The following is a 23085-nucleotide window of genomic DNA, read 5'->3' as shown; positions in this document are numbered from 1 at the left end:
CCGTTTCATGTGATTGTCGCGAGGCTATCTGGGAATGATTTGCAACTGTAAAGGCAAATGCAAATCACTTGCAACTAGAGCTTGCCAAAAACTGCGATCATGCGCGAAAAGAAGGCGATGACACAGATCGACCGCCGAACCGAGAAGCTGACCACCGCGCTGCGCCGAGCCGGCGTGCGCATCACCCGCCAGCGGGCCGCGCTCCTGTCGGTTCTGGCCGAGGCCGAGGATCATCCCGAGGCGATCGAACTGCAGCGCCGCGCCGAGGCGGTCGTGCCGGGGATCTCACTCTCGACCGTCTATCGAACGCTGACCGAGTTGGAACATCAGGGCGTGATCCTGCGCCATCAGTTCGAAGGCACGCCCGCGCGGTTCGAGCATAGCGAGGCGCGCCACCACGATCACATGATCGATGTCGAGACCGGCGAGGTGATCGAGTTCGCCAATGACCGGATCGAGGCCTTGCAGGCCGAGATCGCTGAGGCGATGGGCTACGAGATCGTCCATCACCGGTTAGAGCTTTACGTCCGCCGCAAGCGCGCGCCGGGCGATCCGGATTAGGCGCGCGGCCCGGCCGCAACCACCCCGTCCCGTGCGAGCATCTTCGCCTCGGCCGCATCGAGCCGGGCGATCGCGGCCTCTTCGCAGCCGGTCTCGCGCAGGGCCCGCGCCCAGATCTTCGACACCGAGACCGCAGACCAGGGCAACGCGGCCTGCGTCACCCAGGCCCGCGCCCGGGGCGGCAGCCGGTCATGTGCCGCCATCGGGTCGGCCCGGCCGCGCCTGCGCAGCCGGGTGACGAGGTTCTTCCTCATGCCGCGCGGCCCCATTGCGGGAAGGGATCAACGAGATCGGTCCAGGCCTCGGGTGCAAAGCGGGTCTCGGGAACGAGGCACCGCTCCAGCATCGTCTCGATCCGGGCGCGGTTCATCTCGGCTCGGCGAAAGCGATGCTCATTGTTCGCACTGCATCCCAACCCGAAGCAACGACGACTTGCTGAGAGTAGGAGGCGCGTTGACTGCAGTTGTATATGCGATCAATGGGGAGCGCTCTCGCCGGGGTATTTTGGAGAAACTCCGTCCGGCAAAAGATCCTCGTATCGTCAAATCGCGTAACACTCGTGAACCAAACTGAAGATGGGTGATAGCGTGCGCCATGCCGCGATGCACAAAACCTCCAAGGCGACCGTTTACTATGACGGAGGGTGTCCGTTGTGTCGCGCGGAGATCGGTCTCTATCGGGTGACGCCGGGCGCGGAGGCGCTCGCGTTCGTCGATCTCTCCGAGCCGAGCGCGACCCTGCCTGACGGGCTGAGCCGGGACGATGCGCTGGCTCGGTTCCACGTCCGCAAGGGGGATGGGCGTCTCGTCTCGGGGGCTGCTGCTTTCGCCGAACTTTGGTCCCATCTTCCGCGCTGGCGTGGTTTGGCGCGCATCGCACGGTGGCCGCTCGTCAAGACCCTCCTCGAACTGACCTATCGCGCCTTTCTGAAGCTGCGCCCCGGTATCGTCTGGCTCTTTGTCAGGTTCACGAGGCGACGCGCCCGATGAGTGCGACGCCGGTGGAGCAGCCAAAAGACTACTGGCGCGTGGGCTTTCTCGCGATGGTGCTCGCCACGGCGAGCATCCCGATTTATATCCACCTGCCAAGTTTCGCGGCAGCGCGACTGGATCTGTCGCTTGGTCAAGTCGGAGCGATCCTGCTGCTGATCCGGATCGTGGATTTCCTGCAGGATCCGCTGTTGGGATATGTGACAGACCGCTGGGCGCGCTTCCGAGCGGGTTTCGCAGTCCTTGCGATGGGGCTTCTCGCGGCGGGCTGCGTGGCGGTATTTTCGCTGCCACCGGAGGGACATTCTGCGCTCTGGCTGACCGGTGGGCTGGTCGTGGCGTTTACGGGCTATAGCCTTGGGACGATCCTAATCTACGGCCAGAGTGCCGCCTTCGCGGGCACGGGACGGACCCGGGCGCAGCTTAGCCTTGCGAGTTGGCGCGAAACGGGTGTTCTGATCGGTGTGACTCTCGGAGCGATTGCGCCGACGCTGCTTGCGAACGTCTCGGCAAGCGCGGATGGCTATGTGGCGTTCGGCTGGCTCATCGCGCTGTTGGCTCTGATCGCGATCGTGCTGGCGCGGCCGCTGTGGCGCAAGACGCAAGTGGCGTCGATGCGACTGAACGGGCGGGGGCTGATCGGGTCCGGCGCGGGCTGGCTCCTGCTGCTGGCCTTCGTCAACAGCCTGCCGGTGGCGGTGACATCGACGCTATTTTTGTTCTTCGTGGGAGATCGGCTCGGCCTGCCTGACATGGCCGGGCCTTTCCTCATCCTGTTTTTCATTGCAGCCGGCGCAAGCGCACCTGTCTGGGGGCGTCTCGCCCGACGTGTCGGCGCCCGCCGGGTACTTCTGGCTGCTATGATCCTCGCTATCGTGAGCTTCATCGGCGCGTTCAGCCTGCCGCCGGGCGCTTCGTGGTCCTTCGCGGCGATCTGCATCGGCTCGGGCATCGCGCTTGGCGCGGATATGGTGATCCTCTCGGCGCTCTTTGCGCCGCCCTGTCGCGTGCAGGGCTCCAGGCGGGGCAGGCTTTCGGCATCTGGAACTTCAGCGCCAAGGCGACGCTGGCGATCGCTTCCGGGACCGTGCTGCCGCTGCTTCAGCATTTCGGCTACCAGCCCGATGGCGAGAACAGCCGGGCGGCGCTCGACGCGCTCAATGTCAGCTATGCGCTCGTGCCCTGCGCGCTGAAACTGGCGGCGATCGCCCTTGTGCTTCGGTTGCCGCGTGACATTCTTGACCCCGCAACCTGACGCTGGAGGATGCCCGTGACCCTCAAATCCCTGCTCACGATCGCAATGCTGCTTAGCGCAACCCTCTCTGCCCGAGGTGAACCGATGCTCCCCGAGACCTTTTCGAACCACCCCGAAACCCGCTGGCGTGTCTTCACCGATACGGTGATGGGTGGCGTCTCGACCGGACAGCTCAGCTTCGAGCGCGAGGGCGCTACACATTTCGCCCGCCTCCGCGGCAAGGTCAGCACGAAAAACCGCGGTGGTTTCATCCAGATGCAGATGAAACTCGATGCGCCGCCAGAGGGCGCGCGCGGCGTGCGGATCGTCATGCGCGGCAACGACGAGGATTACTTTGTCCATCTGCGCAGCCGCACGATGCTGTTGCCCTGGCAGTATTATCAGGCGCGGTTTCATGCCACGGCAGGCTGGACGGAGGTGAAGCTGCCCTTCGCGGCTTTCACGCCTTCGGGCGGGATGCTGCGCGCCGAACCGCGCGCGAAAGACCTTAAATCCATCGGCGTCGTTGCTTATGGCAAGGAGTATGACGCCTTGATCGACGTGAAGGAAATCGGCTTTTACTGAGCGCCTCCGGGGGGCTCCTCGTGGGGGCCTCTCGGCTCAAAACCGCTCGCGATTGCGTGCAGATCCGAGAGCGTCCTGTGATCCAATCTCGGGCAAAGCTCGTAACCCCTACATGATCCGCAAAGGGTCCAAACAAGGGAGTATGAGTATGCTGAGAAGAACCTTCATGGCGGCGGTCGTCGCAGGCACCGCCCTCGTTTCCACCCCGATCTATGCCGATGGTCATGGCAAGATGGACATCGTCGATACCGCCGTCGGCGCGGGCAGCTTCGGCACGCTGGTCGCGGCCGTTCAGGCCGCAGGGCTTGTCGATACGCTCAAGGGCGAAGGGCCGTTCACCGTCTTCGCGCCCACCGACGAGGCCTTTGCCAAACTGCCCGCTGGCACGGTCGAAGACCTGCTGAAGCCCGAGAACAAGGACACGTTGACGGCGATCCTCACCTACCACGTCGTGCCGGGCAAAGTCATGTCGGGCGACCTGAGCGACGGGATGATGGCCGAGACCGTTCAAGGCTCGCAGGTCACGATCAAGACTGACCCCGCCGTCATGGTCGATGAGGCGGCTGTCACCCAGGCCGATATCGAGGCCAGCAACGGCGTGATCCATGTCATCGACTCGGTGATCATGCCGAAGATGTAAACGGGACGCCTGCCGCTTCCTCCAATCCAACGGCAGGCGTTTCTCCCGGTTGCCCGCGCGTGATGGGTCTTCGCGCGGGCAACCCCCAGTTTTTGACTTTCCAACTGGTGTTTCGGTCAGGCGGCCCGGATCTGGGGCGCTTGCCCAGGTTCTATCCAAACGCCGCCGTCATAGCGCGCGCTGATCCGGCCCGCGTCATCCATCGCCTGCAGCGAAAGCCAGCCATTGTCGAACAGCGCCTTGAGCTGCGGGTGCCGCTCCAGAACGCCCGAGATCGCCTCCGTCGGGGCCGCGACGACGATGGAGAGCCGCAGCGGATCATGGTGCAGCTGTTCCCCGTCATGCAGCGACTGCGTCGGCAGCCCAACCCGCAGATCGCCGCCATTGCCCTCAAACACGCCGATCCCGCCGACCACGTTGTGCAGCAGTTTGTTGCCTGCCCCGAACACTTCGGGCGCGGTGGCTGAACCGTGATATTGCAGTGCGATCCAGCTCGTGACCACTGCGGGGGCGGTCAGGATCAGTTCCAGCGTGGCGAAGTCGTCATCCTGCCGCCAATGGTAATCGTGCAGGAAGGCCCGCCCGCCAAGATCACAGCCCAGACTGCGCGCCCGCGGCGCCACGATGAAGGCGCGGCATCCGGCCAGACCCCATTCGGGCCGCAGCTCGGACCAGTCCTTGCCGCGCCGGGACAGGTCGGCCTCCGATCCCGCGCGGGGCAGGGCTTGTGCCCGCGCCGTCCGCGCGATTTCGCCCGCCTTCGAGAGCGCCGCCCGCAGCCGCACCAGATGCGCCTTCGGCACCGCGCCGAGCCCTTCGTCGAACAGGTGCAGCGCGTCGCTGACCGTGTCATGCAGCCCCGCGAGGAAACGCGTCTCAGGCGGGATCGCGATACCGCTCCGCGAAAGCCCCTTGCGCACCACCGGATCATTGAGCAGCTCGGCCAGAAGCCGCGCGTTAACATCGCCCGCATGGCCGCCACAAGCCCCGCATTGCAGGGCGCTCGCATGCGGCGCGTTTGTGACATGCGCACCGTGCCCCGCGATCAGCACCACTGGCGCGAAACCGGAGGTAAGCGACATTGCCCGCAACACCCGGCCCGCGAGTGCGATCCGCTTGTCCGAGGGCAGGTCGAGTGCGGGCACAGGTTCAGGGGACGGGGCGTAGTCCTGCGCCATCGCCGATCTGAATAGCTTGCCCAAATAGAGCGGCCCGGCCGCCTCCACGAAGGCGAAGGATGAGACCGCGGCCAGCTTGAACCGGCCCCAGGCGCGGGTCGCGCGCCGGGTGATCCGTTCCGCCTGGTCTGCCTTGCCGCTCACCGCGACCTGCGAGTTGAGCGCCGCCTCCAGCAGCACCGGCGCCCGCGCCTCGCGCTGATCCGAGGCCAGCCCGAGATGCGCGATCGGCAGGCCGAAGAACCCCGCGAAGCCACGCGTCTGCACCCCAGGATCAGCGGCTTCCAGCGCCCGCCGGAATGGCTCGGAACGCACGTCGATGCAGAAGATCGCCTGAATGTCCGGCTTCGGTGCGCCAGCCCTGCCTCCCGAGGTGGCAAGCTTTTCGGCCAGCGCCCGCTCCTCGGCCTGATCGGCAGCCTCCTGCAGGGCCAGATCGATGCGTAGATCGTGGCTCGGCTCCAGCGGCGCGGCATGAGCTTTCAGCGCCTGCGTCCAGGGCGTGGCGAGTTGGTCGGCGAAGCAGTCGAGCAGCGCCACCTCCCAAGCGAGCCGGATTACCAACATCTCGAACCCCAGCGCGTTGCGTTCGCCCTTCAGCCCATCGACCCAGCCGAGCCCGCGCACATATTGTGCCCAACCGCCGAGGCTCATCGCGAGCCGATGCAGATAGAGGGGTGCGGCCTCGGCGCTCAGACCGAGCTTGCCGCACAATTCCGCGAAGGCCGCACGTGGATCCGTGGGCAGGCTCGCCACGAAGGCGCAGAAGCCGCGCAGTCCATGTAAGCCCGGCGTCAGGTCGCGTAGCGCGAAAGCCCGCCACGCCTTGAAGGCCGATCCGCCCGGTGCGGGCCAGAGCGCTTGCCCCTTGTCGAAATGCCCGCCAGCCCACAGACCGACCCGGTCGGCGATCAGAGCGGGCCAATCCTGCCCGGTTTCCCGCGCCGCCAGATCGGCCAGCGTTGGATCGGGGCAATAGGCGGGCGAAGGGGCATGAAGCGCCTTTTGCACCTGATCGGGATCGAGCCCGGCCTTTAAAGCGGCGGCGGCGATGTCCTGCTCCGTCACGCGCCCGGCCTCGAGCCACGCGGCGATCACCTCGCGCGGGGCGGTGATCCGCGCGCCCGCCACCCGCGCCAGCCGGCTCGCGGCCCGAAGGCGGCTCTCTCCGGCCTGACCGAGGTAGGGGTTCACCGCGACCGTCGCCTCCAAGCTGAAGGCGGGCGGAATCTGTGCCAACGCATCTTCGGCGGCGGCAAAGAGTTGCAGCGTGGTGCCGGGAAACTGATAGCTGTGGAAGCTCATTGCCTTAACCTTTCTTGAGGAGAGTCTGCCCGATCAACCGATCGGTGAGCGCATTGAGATAGAGACCGTTCATCAGATGGACCCGCAGCCCCGCCGCAGCCGGATGGCTGCCCCAGAGCGGGAACGTCGCCTGCGCCCATGCCGCGAGACCGAACCCCACGACGGTCAGGAGCATCACGAGCCAGATCAGCGGATCGGCGACGGGCGGCGGCGGCAGGGTGCCCGCCGAGAGCGCATTCGCCCCCCAATGCAGCGCGAAATAGCCAAGGGTCGCGCCCAGAGACATCAGCGTCGTGCGCCAGAACAGAGGCCAGGGCGCGGCCTCCGCCAGCCCCTGCGCGATCAGGTAGGCCACACCGAAGACGAGGATGGCACCGAGCGCGATCGCCTGTGGCGGCTCGTGCCAGAGCCCGGAGAGCGCGAGCGCCCCGCCATAGATCGCAAGCGAGAGCGCAAAAGCACGCAGCACCGCCCCGGCGCCCGGCACAGCGACAGGGCCGGGCCGACGCTGCTGCGCCACTGCGGCGACCGCGCTGCCGGAGGACAGGAAGGCATGCGCCTTGTAGAGCGAATGCGCCACGATATGCAGAAGCGCCAGCGGGAACAGCGCCAGTCCGCATTGCAGCACCATGAAGCTCATCTGCGCACAGGTGGACCAGGCAAGCGAGGTCTTCACCGCCGATTGCGTCGTTGCCACCGCCGCCGCGACCAGCGCGCTGAACCCGCCGACCAGCGCCAGCACCGCGAGCACGCCGGGCGCGGACAGCATCACATCGGCAAAGCGGATCAGCAGGAAACCTCCGGCGTTGACCACGCCCGCATGCATCAGCGCCGAGACCGGGGTCGGGGCCTCCATCACCTCGGTCAGCCAGCCGTGGGTCGGGATCAGCGCGGATTTGAACACCGCCGCGAGGCCGAGAAGGCCCGCCACGATCCAGAGCGAGGACGGCCCGTTTCCGGCGCGCGCGGCCTCGGCGATACGTGCGATGTCGGTGGTGCCGAAACCATACGCGAGCAGGCTCACCGCGATCAGAAGCGCGCCGCTTGCGATCAGCCCGCTAAAGGATTTCTTGCGTGCCGCCCGCTGCGCGCCATGGCGCTTAGGGTAGAAGAGCAGGAGCCGCTGCAGACCCGAGCCGACTGCGATCCAAGCAACCATCAGCTGGAACAGGTTGCCCGCGACCACGAGCGCCAGCACACAGGCGAGTGTCAGACTCATCCAGCCCATGAACCAGCTTTGGCGCGCCTCGCCATCAAGCGCGACCCGCGAAAAGCGCAGCACTACCCAGCCGACGAAGCCGACCGTCAGCGCGAGAGAGATGCTGACGATATCGCTGCGCGCCGACAGCCCGATGCCCGCCACTCCGAAGAGCGGGCTTGTCTCGGGTCCCGACAGCACAAGCGTCACTGCCGCTATCATTGTCGCGAGAAGTCCCAGCGCCGCGGCCAGTTCCGGCCCGCGCAGGCGCGCCCCGGCCCGTGCCGCGGGACGCAGAAGCAGATCTGTGCCGACCGCGATCAAGAGCGCCGGGGGCAGCAGTAGAAGATAAGACATGGCAACCTCCATTCCGTTCCGGGGAGAGGTAGCGGTGGTTCATCTTGAATAAAAATTCATTGTTTGCTTCATATCGTTCTGTTTAATGGAACGATGTCGGAACTGAACTATCATCATCTGCGCTATTTCCATGAGGTCGCAAAGGACGGAAACCTGACGCGCACGGCGGAGCGGTTGAACGTCTCGCAATCTGCGCTCTCGACGCAGATCCGCACGCTGGAGGCGCGGATCGGGCACCAGCTGTTCGAGCGCCGCGGTCGCCAATTGGTTTTGACTGAGGTGGGCCATATCACGCTCGACTATTCGGAGCGGATCTTCGAGGCGGGCGAAGAACTTGAAGCCACGTTGCGGCAAGCTTCGGCGGGGCGTCAAGCGGTGCGCATCGGGGCGCTCTCGACGCTTTCGCGCAACTTCCAGATCGGGTTTCTCGCACCGATCATCGGGCGTCAGGATGTGGAGATCGTGCTGCGGTCAGGCAGCGCGAACGTGCTGTTCGAGGCCCTGCAGGCGATGGCGCTCGACGTGGTTCTGACGACCGAGCCGCCCGCCCGTGACGTGTTCTCGAGCTTCATCGCGCATCGCGTCGCAGAACAGAAGGTTCTCTTGCATGGCACGCCGCACCGGCTGCGGCACGCCACGCTTGAGGAGATGCTGCGCGAGGAGCCTGTGATCCTGCCGACCGACAGTTCGATCCGGACCGGGTTCGACAGTCTGATCACGCGACTCGGATTGCGCCCACAAGTGGCGGCGGAAGTCGACGACATGGCCATGATCCGCCTTCTGGCCCGAGAGGATGCAGGCCTTGCGATCACGCCCGCGGTCGTTCTGGCAGACGAACTCCGTGAAGGGTTGCTCATGACTGCGCCTTTCGATCTCGATATCGGCGAGGATTTCTACGCCGTGACCCTGCAGCGCCGATTTCCGAACCCAGTGGTTACGGACATGCTGGAGAAGGCGCGCGAGGCCGAGGCGCCGAGGGCTGACTGACGCAGGAGTGCCAAACGATAGCGCGATGGTGCTGACTCATGGTTCGGCCCTTTGCGGACATTCATCCCGCCGAGTGACCGTTGCGGCGCGACCCGCCCAAACGGACATTCGCCGCTCGCGCATGATCCGAAATGAGCTGCAATTCGCGGCTGTTGTATCGACCGAGCACTTGCGCGTTTCCCAGCAACACCGCGTCTCGCTTGAGGAATACATCAACCCTGCGATGAAGCCGGGTCGTGTTGGGTCAAGAAATCTAGCCCGTCGTGCTCAGGATTTCTCCAATTTTGAGCGCTTTCATAGGATTTCCGTCAACTTTTAGCTGGCGCATCATAAACGCCTTTGCGGGGTTCTTTACTCCCATTGCTATGTCGTAGAACACGCTAGCGTCCGCCGTCAGAGTTATGTCAGCGGCCTGATCGCTCTCAATTGCTCCCGTTTCGTCCACATAGAGCGTCGCTGTGCCCGGCATCTCTAGCCGCACGCTGCCCTTTATGCGATTTTTTGAGCGTTTGCTCACAAGGTCCAAGATTTCAGCTTTACTTGGTTGGGTCATGTTGTTCTCCTTCGCCAAGCATGGACACTCTTTTCGGTTGCTCTGTCCAGTTTGACGCTGTGTCTTGACCAGAGAATTGCGCTTCCCGCCCAGGGCTGCCGTTCAGTCTAAGCGCCGCTAAAGTCAGTTCTCGTAACGAATCTGAGCTTGGAATCTTGGTCTGCTCCAGCGATCTATGAGTGGCAACCTCGTTCCATGCACCGGGCTCCACCCGGTGCATGTTGAAAATTTCAATTCAAGCCTTTTCTACCGTCGCGCGGTTTGCCACGGCGAAGGCCAAAGGGGTAACCACTTGCGTAAAAATGAAAGCGATTGGCCAAGCGACGAGCGCCTGCCGCGGCCAGTTCGCGAGCCATTCCTCAGTCGGCCCAATGGCGATGAGGGACATGGTGCCAGACATCAGGACAGCCATCATGAAGGTGATGAGTAATTGCGCGAGGATGAGGGTCTTTCGTTTCATTTCCGTCTTTTCCAAGTTGTGGTCGGACGGGGCAGAAGTAACTCCCCCGACACCGACCAGTGATAGGTCGATGCCGCGGGTTCGCAGATTGGTGCGACTGGATCTCTGTGTGACAGAGGGCCGGAATAACCAACCGGCCTTGAAATCTTCTCGGCCCCGAGGACTTACAACTGCGGGTCGCGTCCCGCAAGCTCGGTGACGCTTCGCTTGGGAGCGATTATCGCTCTGCATGCGCCCGGTCCGTAACGTTATTTCGGTGTAGAAAAGCGGCCAGGGCATTGGTCGATGCGCAGCAGATTTCGATTGGCTCGTTGCCGCTTTGACGCGACCGCTGGTGCCCCCCCGTATCAGGGCGGCTCACGCGTTCCCACGCACTCACTTTCCAGCATCGCGAGCTGTATCGAACGCGCAAAATATCTTTTCGAGATAGGCGATCGCGTCGCCGGTCGCATCTGCGAGATTCGGGGCCGCATTGGGTGAGATCGAGAGTTTCCCGTCCTCACCGCGATGCACCCAGCCTTTTTCCTGCAAGACCAGAACCTTTCGGCGCACGGTCTCTCTCGGGATGCCGCTGTAATCCGCGATCGATTGGATGTTGATTGCATATTGAGATCGCCGATCCTCAGCGCGCGTCGCGAGATCTTCCAAAGACACGAGTTGCGGATTCCAGTTCTCGGGCCGGGTCCGCTCTCCGATGACGGCCAGGACGAGCAGCAGATCGAGGTCCCCATCGAACCGTGCGCGAAACTGCGCCAGAAGACGCGTGAAGGCGGAGAGATGCACAGGCCAAATCGCACCGAAATTCTCGCGGATGAAATCGCGTCCCTTGTGCTGTCCCACCTGCATCTGAACCTCCTAAATTGCCGCGTCGCCCATTTTGGGCGCCATTCCTCTTGAAGGTCAATGCGATCACGGTAGCGTGAATGTTGCCCGAAGCTCACGGGCGTCTCGTGGCAACGACGGGTGTGCAATGAAGCCTGAGCCCCAAGTTTTCTCTGCGCGTGCTGGACGAAGATTTGCGTCCGCCCTGACGGTGTCCTGTGCCGCCCTGGTATTGGGCACCGCGACCAATGCGCAGGAACGCGATCCGACGATCCTCTACGAGGACAACGGCCTGACGGTTCGCACCCATCTGCAAGCCGGGGTGAACGCCGTCAGCGAACAGAACCTGTTTTGGGATTTCGCCGACAGCTTCGCACCGGGTTCGGGCTTCAACGCGGACAAGAATTGGCTCGAGTTCTACATCAAGCCCGGCGTGAGCTTCGAAAAGAGGCTCGACGCGGGACAGGTCTTTTACGGAAAACTCTCGGCGGTCGCATCTTACACTCTTGGCACCGATGCCTATGACTACGGCGATACCGGGCGCACGACGATTGAGGAAGCCTATCTCGGCCTTCGCATGCAGCAGGCTGAAGGTATGGGCTTCGATATCTCGCTTGGCCCGCGTGAATTGAAGCTCGGCACCGGCATGCTGATCGCCAATGGCGGCTCGAGCGGCTTCGAGCGTGGGGCGCTGAAATTCGGACCGCGCAAGGCCTGGGAAATGGCCGCGATCGGAAAGATCACGCAAGGCGCATTCGCGGCAACCACCTTCTATATCGACCCGAACGAGCGCCCCGCGAGCGACGGGCATAACAGGCTCGCCGGTATGGATATGCGCTTTGACGATCCGCGCGGGGGGTATCTCGGGCTTACCTATGTCAATGTGCTCAATTCCGACTCCGCCTATATTCAGGCGGCCCCCGGAGGTCTGGGCGCGCCCGTGATCCTGCCCGGTGCCCGCGACGGAACGAATGCGCTCAACCTGTATGCGCGGACCAATCCGTTTTACGGCGCCTTCGAGAACTGGGTCGCCTCGGCGGATTTCGCCTATGAGTGGAATGACCGGATTGATCTGGCCGCCTGGGCCGGGCGCGTCCAGCTTGGCTATACCTTCGCGGATTTGCCCTGGTCGCCGACGCTGACCTATTCCTACCAGACCTTCTCGGGAGACGACCCGAACACGGCCCGGCTCGAGCGCTTCGATCCGCTTTACTATGAGGGGTCTCCAAGCGCCTGGGCGACGGGGTCGAAATCCTCGATGGTGTTCATCAATTCCAACGTTCAGGCCCATGGCCTCGCGCTGAAACTTCAGCCGACCCGTCAGGACAGCGTGACCCTGCGCTATGCCCATATCCGCGCGAACGAGCTGAACAGCCCGATCCAGTTCGGACAGGCGACCCGGCTCGACACGACAGGTGCGACGGCGAACGTCCTCTCCGGCGTCACCAACGCGCATCTCTCCGATGACGTCTTTCTCGAATACAGCCGTATCATCAACCGCAACACCTTCCTGACCGCAGGGGTCAGCGTCTCGATCCCCGGCAAAGGGATCAAGAATGCCGTGGCGGGCAAGGTGCCCAACTGGACCGGAGGCTTCCTCAATGTCGTCGTCAATTTCTAAACGGATCGCGCAGACGGTCACCCTGGTCACGACGCTCTGTCTGGCACCTGCGGCCTTCGCCCAATCCACACCGCTTTCCGCGCAGGACTCCGACCCGCGCGTCATGGGCTGGATGCAGGGCTTTCCGCCGCCCGCCGACAAGCTGATTACCCAGCCGGATTCGAACTTCTTCAGCTTCCCGAAGCTGCGCTGGTCGGTCTGCCACCTGCGGGAATTCCTGCCGACCGAGGAAATCAGCCGCGGTCTCGGGGCCCCATCCACGCTGCGCTATCCCTCTGCGCCGCGTTTCGCCGATCTGCGCCAGGAAATCGACGCGCTCAGCTTCACGCCGCTGAACGCCGAAGCCCCGATGACCTGGGAGCAATCGCTTTACGCCAATTACACTGATGGCATCCTGATCCTGCATGAGGGCGAGGTCGTCTATGAGCGGTATTTCGGCTGTCTCGACGAGACCGGAAAACACGCGGCCATGTCGATGACGAAATCCGTCACCGGGCTTCTGGGCGAAATTCTGGTGGCCGAGGGCAAGCTCGACGATACGCTGCTGGTGCGCGACATCATCCCCGAGATCGGCGAAAGCGCCTTTGCGACGGCGACCGTCCGGCAGGTGATGGATATGACGACCGGGGTCAAATATTCCGAGGATTATTCCGACCCGAACGCGGATATCTGGCTTTATTCCGCCGCGGCAAGCCCGCTGCCCAAACCCGAGGGTTACACGGGCCCCAACGGCTATTGGGAATATCTCCAGCAGGTGAAGCCCGACGGCGAACATGGCGCAGCCTTCCATTACAAGACGATCAATTCCGACATGCTGGGCTGGATCATCAGCCGGGTCACGAACAAGTCGGTGACGGAGCTTGCCTCGGAACGGCTCTGGCGGCCCATGGGCGCGGAACAGGACGCCTATCAGACGGTCGATGCCAAGGGCGTGCCCTTCGCTGGGGGCGGCATCTCGGCCAGCCTGCGCGATTTGGGCCGGCTTGGGCAGATCATGCTCGATGAGGGCGCGTTCGGGGGCAAGCGACTTTTCCCGGCCGAAGTGGTCGAGCACATTCGCAAGGGCGGTGATCCGTCGAAGTTCAGCGGCTTTCCGACCATCCCGAACGGGAGCTATACGAGCCAATGGTGGGTCTTTCACAACGATCACGGCGCCTTCGCGGCGCGCGGCGTTCACGGGCAAACCATCTATGTCGATCCGACGGCAAAGATGGTCCTCGTGCGGTTCGCTTCCTATCCGCAGGCGCAAAACGGCTTCATCGATCCGACCTCGCTTCCCGCCTATCAGGCCGTTGCGGAGTATCTGATGTCGCGGTGACGCAGCTAATCGCGCTGACGACACCGGACTGTGCGCTCTCTTCGCATTGCCGACCTTCGTGGTTCGCGCAGCGAATGTCTGCTTTCCGCCCTACTCCGCCATTTCACTCTGCCCCTTTCACTGCAATGTCGGTCGGTTCTCGTGCGCCGCGAGACCATCGATCACCTTGATCACTGCGCGCAGATCCCATCCGCGCCCGGCGCCTCGCAGCATGTCTGCCAACGCTTCGATCGTATCCGCCGGCAGGCCGCGTGCCGTCCCCGCCCGGCGCGTGAAATACGCCAGATGCGCGCCAGAGAGCGGTGGGATATCGAGCACGCGACAACGGCTCAGCAGCGGCGCTGGCACGACCCGACGGTTGTTGGAGGTCAGGATCCAGCCAATCCACCGCATATCGAACCGCACCCTGTGATAGGGGCAGTTCCAGGTCCGGGCGCTGAGGGGTTCGAGCAGCGGCAGGAGCGCGTTGCTCAACGCAAAGCTGAAGCCCTTGTTCGAACGCACATCGCCCACCTTGTCCACCTCGTCGATCACGATGACCGGGTTGCCCACGCGCTCGCGCAGAATGAGTTCCACAGGTCGGCCGGGATGGGCCGTCGACCAGCCTTTCTGGCTACCCGCGACCGCGAAGCCGGCCGGTTCATTCGCAGCGTCGATCAGTTCCGAGGGCGTGCCGATCAGCTCTGCCAATCGCCGCGCCCAATGGCTCTTTCCGATGCCCGGAGGTCCATCGAGGAGGAGCGGCGGCAGGCGCAAGGCCGGAGCACCCTCGCGCACACTCTCACGCATCGCATTCCAGGCGATCTCGCTCGCGCGGCCCATCCAGGGCATCTCCTCGTGCAGAGCGGCGGCAATCTCGTCGGCGCGGTGTTCGCTCGCGAGCCGCACCATGCGCACGCCGTGTTTGAGCCCCGCCAGCGTCTCCCGTGCCTCTCGACCCAGATGTGCCATTCCCGACGCGCTGAGCCGCCGATCCGCGAGCACAGAGGCCCGACGCCGAATCCTGTCGCCATCATGCAAGCTGGGGCGACAGGCCCGCATCGCGTCGTCCCAGCACTCATCATCGCGCACCGCGTCGAAGTCAGCCGGATCGTGGCCCTGCGCCACCCAACGCAGTTTGCGCAGGAACCTGGTGAGTTGTGCCTCGATCTTCGAGGATGAGGTCTCGAGATCGAAGCGAAGATCACAGATCGGGAAATGGTCGGACATGGCAGGCTCCTTCTGGTCAGGCGGCACGCGCCGCTGACGCCCCTCGCGAAACGGCTGCTTGCGAGGCGTTGATGATGAGGAACCCGGGTTTGGGTGGAGGTTAAGTCGATTTCCCGAGGCGACGTCAACCGGCCCGGAGCGCCGGAAACGGATTAGAAAGCCCCTTCGCCGACGACAAGTCAAGGCATTGAAACAAAAGAAAAACCACCGAAGGCCGAGCCTTCGATGGTCACGTTATGCTTTCCGGAATGGACAAAAACCTACCGGAATGGACATTTTATGCGGTGCTCAATAATATCAGCCCCGCTCCCGCGTCACCCGCATTTGCTGTGGCCGCAATCGGCGCAGGTCATGCAGCCTTCGACCATCCGCATCGCGTAGCTCCCGCAGGACGGGCAGGCTTTGCCGCGCGGGGCTTCGCCGACGATCATTTTCTCGGCCTCGGGGTCGGATTTCAGGCCCATCCCCTCGCCTTCGAGGAAGCCCGTCGCAATCATGTGGCGCTCGATCACGCCGCCGATCGCCGCGAGGATCGAGGGGACGTATTTGCCCTGCATCCAGGCGCCGCCGCGCGGGTCGAACACGGCTTTCAGCTCTTCGACCACGAAGGACACGTCACCGCCGCGACGGAACACGGCCGAGACCATGCGGGTCAGCGCGACGGTCCAGGCGAAATGCTCCATGTTCTTGGAGTTGATGAAGACCTCGAAGGGACGGCGATGGCCGCCCTGAACGATATCGTTGATGGTGATGTAGATCGCATGCTCGGAGCCCGGCCACTTGATCTTGTAGGTCGAACCTTCCAGCGCGGCGGGACGGTCCAGCGGCTCGGTCAGGTAGACCACCTCGGCGCCCTGATCGACCTCGGGGGCCTTCTCTTCCTTCTCGGAGACGCTGAGAACCGAACCCGTCACATCGTTCGGGCGATAGGTCGTGCAGCCTTTGCAGCCGGTGTCCCAGGCTTCCATATAGACCGATTTGAACTCCTCGAAGGGGATATCCTCGGGGCAGTTGATGGTCTTGGAAATGCTCGAGTCGATCCATTTCTGCGCCGCCGCCTGCATCCGGACGTGATCCATCGGCGCAAGGGTCTGGGCGTTGACGAAATAGTCGGGCAAGGGTTTGTCACCGAACTTGTCGCGCCACATCTGCACGGCGTAATCGACCACCTCTTCCTCGGTGCGCGAGCCGTCGGGCTGCAGCACCTTGCGGGTATAGGCATAGGCGAAGACCGGCTCGATGCCGCTCGACACGTTGCCCGCGTAAAGCGAGATCGTCCCGGTCGGCGCGATCGAGGTCAGCAGCGCGTTGCGGATGCCGTGTTTGCGGATCGCCTCGCGCACATCATCATCCATCTGCAACATATTGCCGGAGTTGAGATATTTCTCGGCATCGAAGAGCGGGAAAGCGCCCTTTTCCTTCGCCAGATCGACCGAGGCGAGATAGCTCGCCCGCGCGATCAGCTTCATCCAGGCCTCGGTTTGCGCAGCCGCCTCTTCAGAGCCATAGCGCAGCCCCAGCATCAGGAGCGCGTCGGCCAGACCCGTCACGCCCAGCCCGATCCGGCGCTTGTTTTGCGCCTCTTCGCGCTGCGCCTCGAGCGGGAAGCGCGAGGCGTCGACCACGTTATCCATCATCCGCACGGCCAGACGCACCAGCTCGTCGAGCTTTGCGGGGTCCAGCGCGGCATTACCCTCGAACGGGTTCGTCACGAGACGCGCGAGGTTGATCGAGCCGAGCAGGCAGGCGCCATAGGGCGGCAGGGGCTGCTCGCCGCAGGGATTGGTCGCGGCGATCTGCTCGACATAGTTGAGGTTGTTCATCTTGTTGATGCGGTCGATGAAGATCACGCCCGGCTCGGCGTAATCATAGGTCGCGCGCATGATCTTGTTCCACAGATCACGGGCGTTCAGCGTGTGATAAACCTTGCCGTCATATTTCAGATCCCAAGGGCCATCAGCCTTCACCGCTTCCATGAAGGCATCCGTCACCAACACCGAGAGGTTGAACATCCGCAGCCGGGCCGAGTCCTGCTTGGCGGTGATGAAATTCTCGATATCGGGATGGTCGCAGCGCATCGTCGCCATCATCGCGCCGCGACGCGAGCCCGCCGACATGATCGTGCGGCACATCGCATCCCAGACATCCATGAACGATAGCGGGCCGGAGGCATCGGCCGCCACGCCCTTCACCTCGGCGCCGCGCGGGCGGATCGTCGAGAAATCATACCCGATTCCGCCGCCCTGCTGCATCGTCAGCGCGGCCTCTTTGAGCATGTCGAAGATGCCGCCCATATTGTCCGGGATCGTGCCCATAACGAAACAGTTGAAGAGCGTCACCGCACGCCCCGTGCCGGCCCCTGCGGTGATCCGCCCAGCGGGAAGATATTTGAAGTCTTCCAGCGCATGGTAGAATTTTTCTTCCCATTCAGAGGGCTTGTCCTCAACCTCGGCCAGGGCCCGTGCAATCCGCCGCCAGCTATCTTCCACCGTTGCGTCGATGGGCGTGCCGTCCTGCTCTTTCAGGCGGTATTTCATATCCCAGATCTGCTCGGCGATGGGGGCGGCAAAACGGCTCATTCGGTCCTCTCGACGGTCGGTGCGGAAATGCTCAGAAATCAGACGCCCCCGCCGCATATCGTGCGCCGGGGGCGGATAACCACTATACCTAAGGCCCCTCCGCCTGACCAGATGCAAATCGGACATTGCCGTGAAGGGATCAAAATCCTAACTAGGGATCATGGGTGAAAACACTGTGAACCTGATCAAACTTTGCGTCGGCGCCGAGAAGGTCGAGGACCTGATCGCGTGGCAGTCCAGTCGCTATGGCAGCGGCCCGGCGATGCATGTCACGCGAATGTGGCCCAAACGCGCGGATGAGATCCTGAACGGCGGGTCGCTTTACTGGGTGTTCAAGGGCGCTGTGCTCGCGCGCCAGCGTATCCTTGAGCTGTCCGAGGTGATGGGCGCTGACGGGATCGCGCGCTGCGCCATTGTGCTTGATCGTGAGGTGGTGCGCACCGAGGCGCTGATGCGCCGCCCGTTTCAGGGCTGGCGCTATCTCAAACCAGAGGATGCGCCGCGCGATCTGCCCAAGGGCCGCTCCCGTGAAGATGCCCTGCCCCGCGAGCTTGCCGTGGCGCTTGCCGAGATCGGCCTGCGTTAAGAGGCGAGCCAGTCTTCGGCCTCATTGCGCGCAGTGAAGATGCGCAACCCATCCCCCTCGCCCTGCATCGTGGCCTCGTCATGCATGTCTTGCGGCACAACCAGCGCGCAGCGTTCGGCCTGCCCGTCCCGGCAAGCCCGGCGCATTCCGCCGACCAGCTCTGCCATGTAGCCATCGAAGCGCGGCGCGACCTCGACCAGCAGTTTCTGGGTCGGGGCGACTATGCGCAGCGCCTCGGTCACGTCCCGCGCGAGAACCGTGCCGGAGGCTTCAAGCCCCGCGACACCTGCGGGGCTGTTGTCCATCTTCTCGATCATCGGAACCCTCCTTCAACTCACAACATTCCAATCGGAAAACGTGCGAGCAGAGAGGGTGTTCCGTCACAAGCGCGGGATGTCACCCCCGCAAGGCCCGGATGCGCGCGACAAGCTGACGGGTCGAGCCGTCCTTGCCCTCCCCCGCGTCCTCGCCGCTCAGCACCGGGGCGAGCGCGAGCGCCAGCTCCTTGCCAAGCTCCACCCCCCATTGATCGAAGCTATTGATCCCGAGGATCACGCCTTCGACAAAGACGCGGTGTTCGTAAAGCGCGACGATCCCTCCGAAGACCTCCGGCGTGAGCTTGGGGTAAAGCAGCGTCGTCGAGGGTCGCGAGCCCGGGAAGACGCGGTGGCGCGCCTGACGGTCGAGCTCGGCCCCCTCCAGCCCCTTCTTGCGCATGATCTCGGTCGCCTCGTCCAGCGTCCGGCCCCGCATCAGCGCCTCGGATTGGGCAAGACAGTTGGCCACCAGGAGAAGATGCTGATGCGCCAGGTCGGGTTCGTGCCCTTCGGCGGCGACCATGAATTCGCACGGAATGATCCGCGTGCCTTGGTGGATCAGCTGGTAGAACGCGTGCTGGCCGTTGGTGCCGGGCTCACCCCAGACGACCGGGCCAGAGTTATAAGGTAGATCTTTGCCATCCATGCTGACCCGCTTGCCGTTGCTCTCCATCTCGAGCTGCTGGAGATAGGCGGGCAGACGCGCAAGCCGTTGATCATAGGGCAGAACTGCGCGGGTCGCGTAGTCGCAGAATTGGTTATGCCAGATGCCCACCAGCGCCAGCAGCACCGGCAGGTTGTCCTTGAACGCAGCTTCGCGGAAATGCGCATCCATCGCCGCAGCGCCCTTGAGGAAATCGGCGAAATCCTCCGGCCCGATCGCGATCATCAGCGACAGGCCGATCGGCCCCCACATCGAATAGCGCCCGCCGACCCAATCGGCGAAGCCGAAGACGCGCGACGGGTCGATCCCGAAGGCCGCCGTCTTCTCGGCCGAGGTCGAGAGCGCCGCGAATTGCGCCGCCGGCTCCGCGACTTTCCCGGCCATCCAGCGCTTTGCCGTCTCGGCATTGGTCATCGTCTCGATCGTGGTGAAGGTCTTGGAGGCCACGATCACCAGCGTCGTTTCCGGGTCCAGACCGGCCAGCGTGTCATGGATATGCGCGCCATCGACATTCGAGACGAAATGGCAGCGCGGCCCGTCGTGATAGGGCGCAAGCGCAAGCGTGGCCATCGCCGGGCCGAGATCCGAGCCGCCGATGCCGATATTGACCACATCGGTGATCTTGCCCCCCTGCCCCGTGAACTTGCCGTCCCGCACATCGCGGGCGAAATCGACCATCCGCGCATAGGTCGCACGAACCTCGGGCATGACGTTCTCGCCATCGACGAAGACATCCGTGTCGAGATTGCGTAGCGCCGTATGCAGCACCGCGCGGCCCTCGGTCTCGTTGATCTTCGCGCCCGTGAACATTGCCTTGGCGCGGGCGGCGACCTGCTTCTCCTCAGCCAGTTTCACCAGTAGATCAAAGGTCTCCGCGTCGATATTCGTCTTGGAGAAATCGAACAGGAACGGCCCCGACTCGCGGCTGAACCCCGCCGCCCGATTGTCCTTTTCGAACAAGTCCGCGATCTCGCGGCTTTGAACGGATTGCGCTTTGTCGAGGAGGTCTTGCCAGATGGTCATCGCTTACTCAGCCCAGTGAACGGTCGCGTCTTTGAGAACGGCGCGCACCGGCGCCTGTTCCACGGGAAGGGTCTCGGCGGCCTCGATGGCTTTGCGCTTCTCGGCCCCGGTGATCAGGATATGCGTGTGCATCGCGTCGCGCAGAACAGGCGCCGAGAGCGTGATGCGCGGCTCGCCCGCCGCTTCGGCGCGCATCGGCAGCAGGATCGGTGCATCGTCCGAGAGCGCCTCGGCCAGACGATCGGCGCCGGGAAAGAGGCTTGCGGTATGCATATCCGCCCCCATCCCCAGCAGCAGCACCGAGATCGGCAGATGCGGCGCGATCCCTTCAGCGAGCTCCGCCATCTTGTCCTCGGGGCGCGGCGCCTCGGCGTAAAGCGGCACCAGCGTCGCCTTGGCCGCGCGCCCGGTCAGGAGGCGCTCGCGGATCAGGCGGGTGTTCGAACGCTCCGAGCTTTCAGGCACCCATCGCTCGTCATTGAGCAGCACCGCGACCGATCCCCAATCGAGATCCACGCCCGAGAGAATATCGAAGATCGGCCCCGGCGTGGTCCCGCCGGGCACCGAAAAGGTCGCGTGCCCCTGCGTCTGGATCGTCTCGCGTAGCTGGCTCGCGATACGATCGGCGAGGCCCATCATCAGGAACTCGCGATCGGGGTAACTCTTAAAATTCATTCACGGATCTCCCGCCAGCGTCGCCCGTCACGATGCATCAGCATCAGCGCATCATCGGGCCCGGACGAGCCGCTGTCATAAGGCTGCGGCTTGTCGCCCCGCTCTTCCCACCCCTCGATGATCGGATCGGTCCAGGCCCAGGCGGCCTCGACCTCGTCGCCGCGCATGAACAGCGTCTGGTTGCCCCGGATCACATCCATGATCAGGCGTTCATAGGCGTCGGTGATGTCCGCTTCCTCGCCCAGAGCTTCCGCAAACGACATATCGAGCGGCACCTGCACGAGGCGCATACCGCCCGGCCCCGGCTCCTTGATCATCATCTTGAGATTCATGCCCTCATTGGGCTGGAGCCGGATGACCAACACGTTCTCGCGCCATTCGCCCTCGGCCTCGTCGAAGATCAGATGCGGCGGTTCCTTGAAGGTAATCGCGATTTCCGAGGTCCGCGCGCGCAGACGCTTGCCGGTGCGCAGGTAGAAAGGCGTATTCACCCAGCGCCAGTTCGCGATATGGCATTTCATCGCGATATAGCTTTCGGTCTTCGAGTCCGGGTTCTCGGCATCCTCGACATAGCCCGGTGCGTCCTTGCTCGCCTGATACTGCCCGCGCACCATATCGGCCGGAACCACGGGCTGAAGCGCGCGGATCACCTTGAGCTTCTCGTCACGCACCGCGTCCGGGTCGAAGTGATAAGGCGGCTCCATCGCGATCAGGCACAAAAGCTGCATCAGGTGGTTTTGCACCATGTCGCGCATTGCGCCAGACTTGTCATAATACGATCCGCGCCCCCCCACACCGACCGTTTCAGCCACGGTGATTTGCACATGATCGACAAACTGGCTGTTCCAGAGCGGCTCGAAGAGAATGTTGGCGAAACGGACAGCCATCAGGTTCTGAACCGTCTCTTTGCCCAGGTAGTGGTCGATCCGGTAGATCTGCGTCTCGTCGAAATAGGCAGCCAGTGTGGCGTTGAGCGCCTTGGCCGAGGCCAGATCGCGACCGAAAGGTTTCTCGACGACGATCCGCGCGTCCTTGCCCGCGATGCCGCGCTTGTGCAGCCGCTCGGCGAGATCGCCGAAAAGCGCGGGAGCGACCGAAAAATAGAACGCATTGATCTCTTCGGGGCGAACCTTGGATTTCAACGCATCCCAGCCATCCTCACCCCTGGCGTCGATTGGCACGTAATCGAGAAGCGTGAGAAACCCCTTGAGACTTTCCTCGTCACCCGAATGCTTCCCGCCGAACTCCGCGATCGCCGCCGCGGTCTGATCGCGAAATTCCTCGGGGGTCATCTCGGAGCGCGCAGCCCCGATGATCCGAGACCCGTCCGGGATCTGCCCCGCGCAGAAGCGGCGGAAAAGGCCGGGCAGAATCTTGCGGTTGGCGAGATCGCCAGTGGCGCCGAAAATCACCAGATCGAACCGATCGACGGGAATGACGCGCGAAACCATGGGCTGCTCCGTGTTTGAGGTCCGTTAGCGCTAACGCGCCCCTTCTACTCACCTTCGCCTTTCGAGTCTAGCATTGCCGGACCCGCAAGCAACGCCGCTGGCCGCGATTAAACGGCCTCGCGGGACAGAAAAGCCTCAAGCGCCTGAATATCTGGCACGATTTCCTCGGCAAAGCCATCTGCAAAGGCTTCGAAATCGTCGCGGGTCTCGGGCGGCACCGACAGCAGAACCGGCAAATCGGACGCCATGGCCTGCGCAATCAGATCGCGACACCCCCGCCCCGCGGCCTCCTGTTTGCCGAACTTGTTGAGCAGGACCACCGTACCCGGCGCGGCCTGCTCGAGCGCAGCCCCCACCTGAGCAACCACCTCTTCGAGAGCGCCCGCGTCGAGCGAGCACCCCGACGCCCCCTTGCCCAGATCCTGCGAGATGGCGCGGATCTGCCCCCCCGGCAGCAGGCGCAGATGCATTTCGCAATCGAAGCGCTGTCGCGCTTCAGCCCGCACCATGCCGATCACCGGCCGCCCCGCCTGAACGAGGCGTTCGGCGAGTTGGGCCAGCAGGCGATCCGCTGCACCGCGTTCGTGGCATGTGACAAACCCGATCATGGTCCTCTCAATGACCCCGCCATCGCAGCCGGTCAAGGGGGCGAAAGGGGGCGCTGCCCCCTCTTTCCTATCGGAAATTCACCCCCGAGATATTTAAATCAAGAAGAAGAGGAATTGGAGACTTCTTCTTGATCGAAATATCTCGGGGGAGTCCTCGAAGAGGAC

Annotated in this window: 22 protein-coding genes and 1 pseudogene; 10 read left to right on the top strand and 13 right to left on the bottom strand. The window is 63.5% G+C overall.

Features of this window, described 5'->3' with window-relative positions; all coding sequences use genetic code 11:
- The first annotated feature begins 117 nt into the window (after positions 1 to 117).
- The gene (locus tag TP2_RS04450; protein WP_038074166.1) at positions 118 to 561 is read left to right on the top strand and encodes a Fur family transcriptional regulator; all 444 of its coding nucleotides are present in this window, start codon (positions 118 to 120) and stop codon (positions 559 to 561) included.
- On the opposite strand, the gene TP2_RS04445 is transcribed toward TP2_RS04450, so the two are convergent.
- Positions 558 to 815, bottom strand: a complete 258-nt coding sequence (locus TP2_RS04445) for a DUF6525 family protein (protein ID WP_038074162.1) — start codon at positions 813 to 815, stop codon at positions 558 to 560. The genes TP2_RS04450 and TP2_RS04445 overlap by 4 nt on opposite strands.
- A 321-nt stretch (positions 816 to 1136) precedes the next feature.
- On the opposite strand from TP2_RS04445, the gene TP2_RS04440 reads away from it, so the two are divergent.
- From TP2_RS04440 to TP2_RS04425, 5 genes and pseudogenes are all read left to right on the top strand, one after another.
- Positions 1137 to 1550, top strand: coding sequence for a thiol-disulfide oxidoreductase DCC family protein (locus TP2_RS04440; RefSeq protein ID WP_038074037.1), 414 nt, complete (start codon positions 1137 to 1139; stop codon positions 1548 to 1550).
- A pseudogene (locus TP2_RS04435) lies at positions 1547 to 2485 on the top strand (MFS transporter); the annotation flags it as partial. The gene TP2_RS04440 and the pseudogene TP2_RS04435, both read left to right, overlap by 4 nt.
- The gene (locus TP2_RS19005; protein WP_338065274.1) at positions 2467 to 2805 is read left to right on the top strand and encodes an MFS transporter; all 339 of its coding nucleotides are present in this window, start codon (positions 2467 to 2469) and stop codon (positions 2803 to 2805) included. The pseudogene TP2_RS04435 and the gene TP2_RS19005, both read left to right, overlap by 19 nt.
- Positions 2806 to 2814: 9 nt before the next feature.
- On the top strand, positions 2815 to 3369 hold the full coding sequence (locus TP2_RS04430; protein WP_038074036.1) for a CIA30 family protein: 555 nt from the start codon (positions 2815 to 2817) through the stop codon (positions 3367 to 3369).
- A gap of 148 nt (positions 3370 to 3517) precedes the next feature.
- Positions 3518 to 4009, top strand: a complete 492-nt coding sequence (locus TP2_RS04425; RefSeq protein ID WP_038074035.1) for a fasciclin domain-containing protein — start codon at positions 3518 to 3520, stop codon at positions 4007 to 4009.
- Between the two features lie 116 nt (positions 4010 to 4125).
- Here the strand turns inward: TP2_RS04425 and TP2_RS04420 are convergent, their stop codons facing one another.
- A complete protein-coding gene (locus TP2_RS04420) occupies positions 4126 to 6492 on the bottom strand; it encodes a YbcC family protein (protein WP_038074032.1) in 2367 nt (788 codons plus the stop codon).
- A 4-nt stretch (positions 6493 to 6496) separates the two neighbouring features.
- The gene (locus TP2_RS04415; RefSeq protein WP_084713948.1) at positions 6497 to 8047 is read right to left on the bottom strand and encodes a proton-conducting transporter transmembrane domain-containing protein; all 1551 of its coding nucleotides are present in this window, start codon (positions 8045 to 8047) and stop codon (positions 6497 to 6499) included.
- Between the two features lie 93 nt (positions 8048 to 8140).
- Between TP2_RS04415 and TP2_RS04410 the strand changes: the two genes are divergently transcribed.
- Complete coding sequence (locus TP2_RS04410) at positions 8141 to 9034, top strand: LysR family transcriptional regulator (RefSeq protein ID WP_038074030.1); 894 nt, start codon at positions 8141 to 8143, stop codon at positions 9032 to 9034.
- A 253-nt stretch (positions 9035 to 9287) separates the two neighbouring features.
- Here TP2_RS04410 and TP2_RS04405 read toward each other — a convergent pair whose 3' ends face one another.
- The 3 genes from TP2_RS04405 to TP2_RS04395 form a co-directional block, all read right to left on the bottom strand.
- A complete protein-coding gene (locus TP2_RS04405) occupies positions 9288 to 9587 on the bottom strand; it encodes an SCP2 sterol-binding domain-containing protein (protein ID WP_038074028.1) in 300 nt (99 codons plus the stop codon).
- A gap of 235 nt (positions 9588 to 9822) precedes the next feature.
- A complete protein-coding gene (locus tag TP2_RS04400; protein WP_038074025.1) occupies positions 9823 to 10047 on the bottom strand; it encodes a DUF2798 domain-containing protein in 225 nt (74 codons plus the stop codon).
- Between the two features lie 375 nt (positions 10048 to 10422).
- Positions 10423 to 10893: a helix-turn-helix domain-containing protein gene (locus TP2_RS04395; RefSeq protein WP_051692174.1), complete on the bottom strand. Its 471-nt coding sequence runs from the start codon at positions 10891 to 10893 to the stop codon at positions 10423 to 10425.
- A gap of 187 nt (positions 10894 to 11080) precedes the next feature.
- Between TP2_RS04395 and TP2_RS04390 the strand changes: the two genes are divergently transcribed.
- The gene (locus TP2_RS04390) at positions 11081 to 12490 is read left to right on the top strand and encodes an alginate export family protein (protein WP_240473711.1); all 1410 of its coding nucleotides are present in this window, start codon (positions 11081 to 11083) and stop codon (positions 12488 to 12490) included.
- Positions 12471 to 13808: a serine hydrolase domain-containing protein gene (locus TP2_RS04385; protein WP_038074020.1), complete on the top strand. Its 1338-nt coding sequence runs from the start codon at positions 12471 to 12473 to the stop codon at positions 13806 to 13808. The genes TP2_RS04390 and TP2_RS04385 overlap by 20 nt, the downstream gene beginning before the upstream one ends.
- A gap of 117 nt (positions 13809 to 13925) precedes the next feature.
- On the opposite strand, the gene TP2_RS04380 is transcribed toward TP2_RS04385, so the two are convergent.
- Positions 13926 to 15017: an AAA family ATPase gene (locus tag TP2_RS04380; RefSeq protein ID WP_038074017.1), complete on the bottom strand. Its 1092-nt coding sequence runs from the start codon at positions 15015 to 15017 to the stop codon at positions 13926 to 13928.
- A gap of 314 nt (positions 15018 to 15331) precedes the next feature.
- Complete coding sequence (locus TP2_RS04375; protein ID WP_038074015.1) at positions 15332 to 17596, bottom strand: adenosylcobalamin-dependent ribonucleoside-diphosphate reductase; 2265 nt, start codon at positions 17594 to 17596, stop codon at positions 15332 to 15334.
- 160 nt (positions 17597 to 17756) lie between these two features.
- Between TP2_RS04375 and TP2_RS04370 the strand changes: the two genes are divergently transcribed.
- Entirely contained in the window at positions 17757 to 18182 is a 426-nt protein-coding gene (locus TP2_RS04370; RefSeq protein ID WP_038074013.1) for a DUF1489 family protein, read from the top strand.
- Here the strand turns inward: TP2_RS04370 and TP2_RS04365 are convergent.
- From TP2_RS04365 to TP2_RS04345, 5 genes are all read right to left on the bottom strand, one after another.
- Positions 18179 to 18499, bottom strand: coding sequence for a hypothetical protein (locus TP2_RS04365; protein ID WP_038074011.1), 321 nt, complete (start codon positions 18497 to 18499; stop codon positions 18179 to 18181). The two genes, TP2_RS04370 and TP2_RS04365, sit on opposite strands and share 4 nt — an antisense overlap.
- Positions 18500 to 18578: 79 nt before the next feature.
- The gene (pgi, locus tag TP2_RS04360; RefSeq protein ID WP_038074009.1) at positions 18579 to 20186 is read right to left on the bottom strand and encodes a glucose-6-phosphate isomerase; all 1608 of its coding nucleotides are present in this window, start codon (positions 20184 to 20186) and stop codon (positions 18579 to 18581) included.
- A 3-nt stretch (positions 20187 to 20189) separates the two neighbouring features.
- The gene (gene pgl / locus TP2_RS04355; protein ID WP_038074007.1) at positions 20190 to 20861 is read right to left on the bottom strand and encodes a 6-phosphogluconolactonase; all 672 of its coding nucleotides are present in this window, start codon (positions 20859 to 20861) and stop codon (positions 20190 to 20192) included.
- Positions 20858 to 22312, bottom strand: a complete 1455-nt coding sequence (zwf, locus tag TP2_RS04350) for a glucose-6-phosphate dehydrogenase (protein WP_038074005.1) — start codon at positions 22310 to 22312, stop codon at positions 20858 to 20860. Before zwf ends, pgl begins: the two co-directional genes overlap by 4 nt.
- Positions 22313 to 22419: 107 nt before the next feature.
- Complete coding sequence (locus tag TP2_RS04345; protein WP_038074003.1) at positions 22420 to 22920, bottom strand: DUF2478 domain-containing protein; 501 nt, start codon at positions 22918 to 22920, stop codon at positions 22420 to 22422.
- Positions 22921 to 23085: the final 165 nt, after the last annotated feature.

Source organism: Thioclava pacifica DSM 10166, assembly GCF_000714535.1.
Lineage (GTDB): Bacteria > Pseudomonadota > Alphaproteobacteria > Rhodobacterales > Rhodobacteraceae > Thioclava > Thioclava pacifica.
The sequence above is the reverse complement of the archived record's forward strand: the minus strand, read 5'-3'. Positions and strand labels throughout refer to the sequence as shown.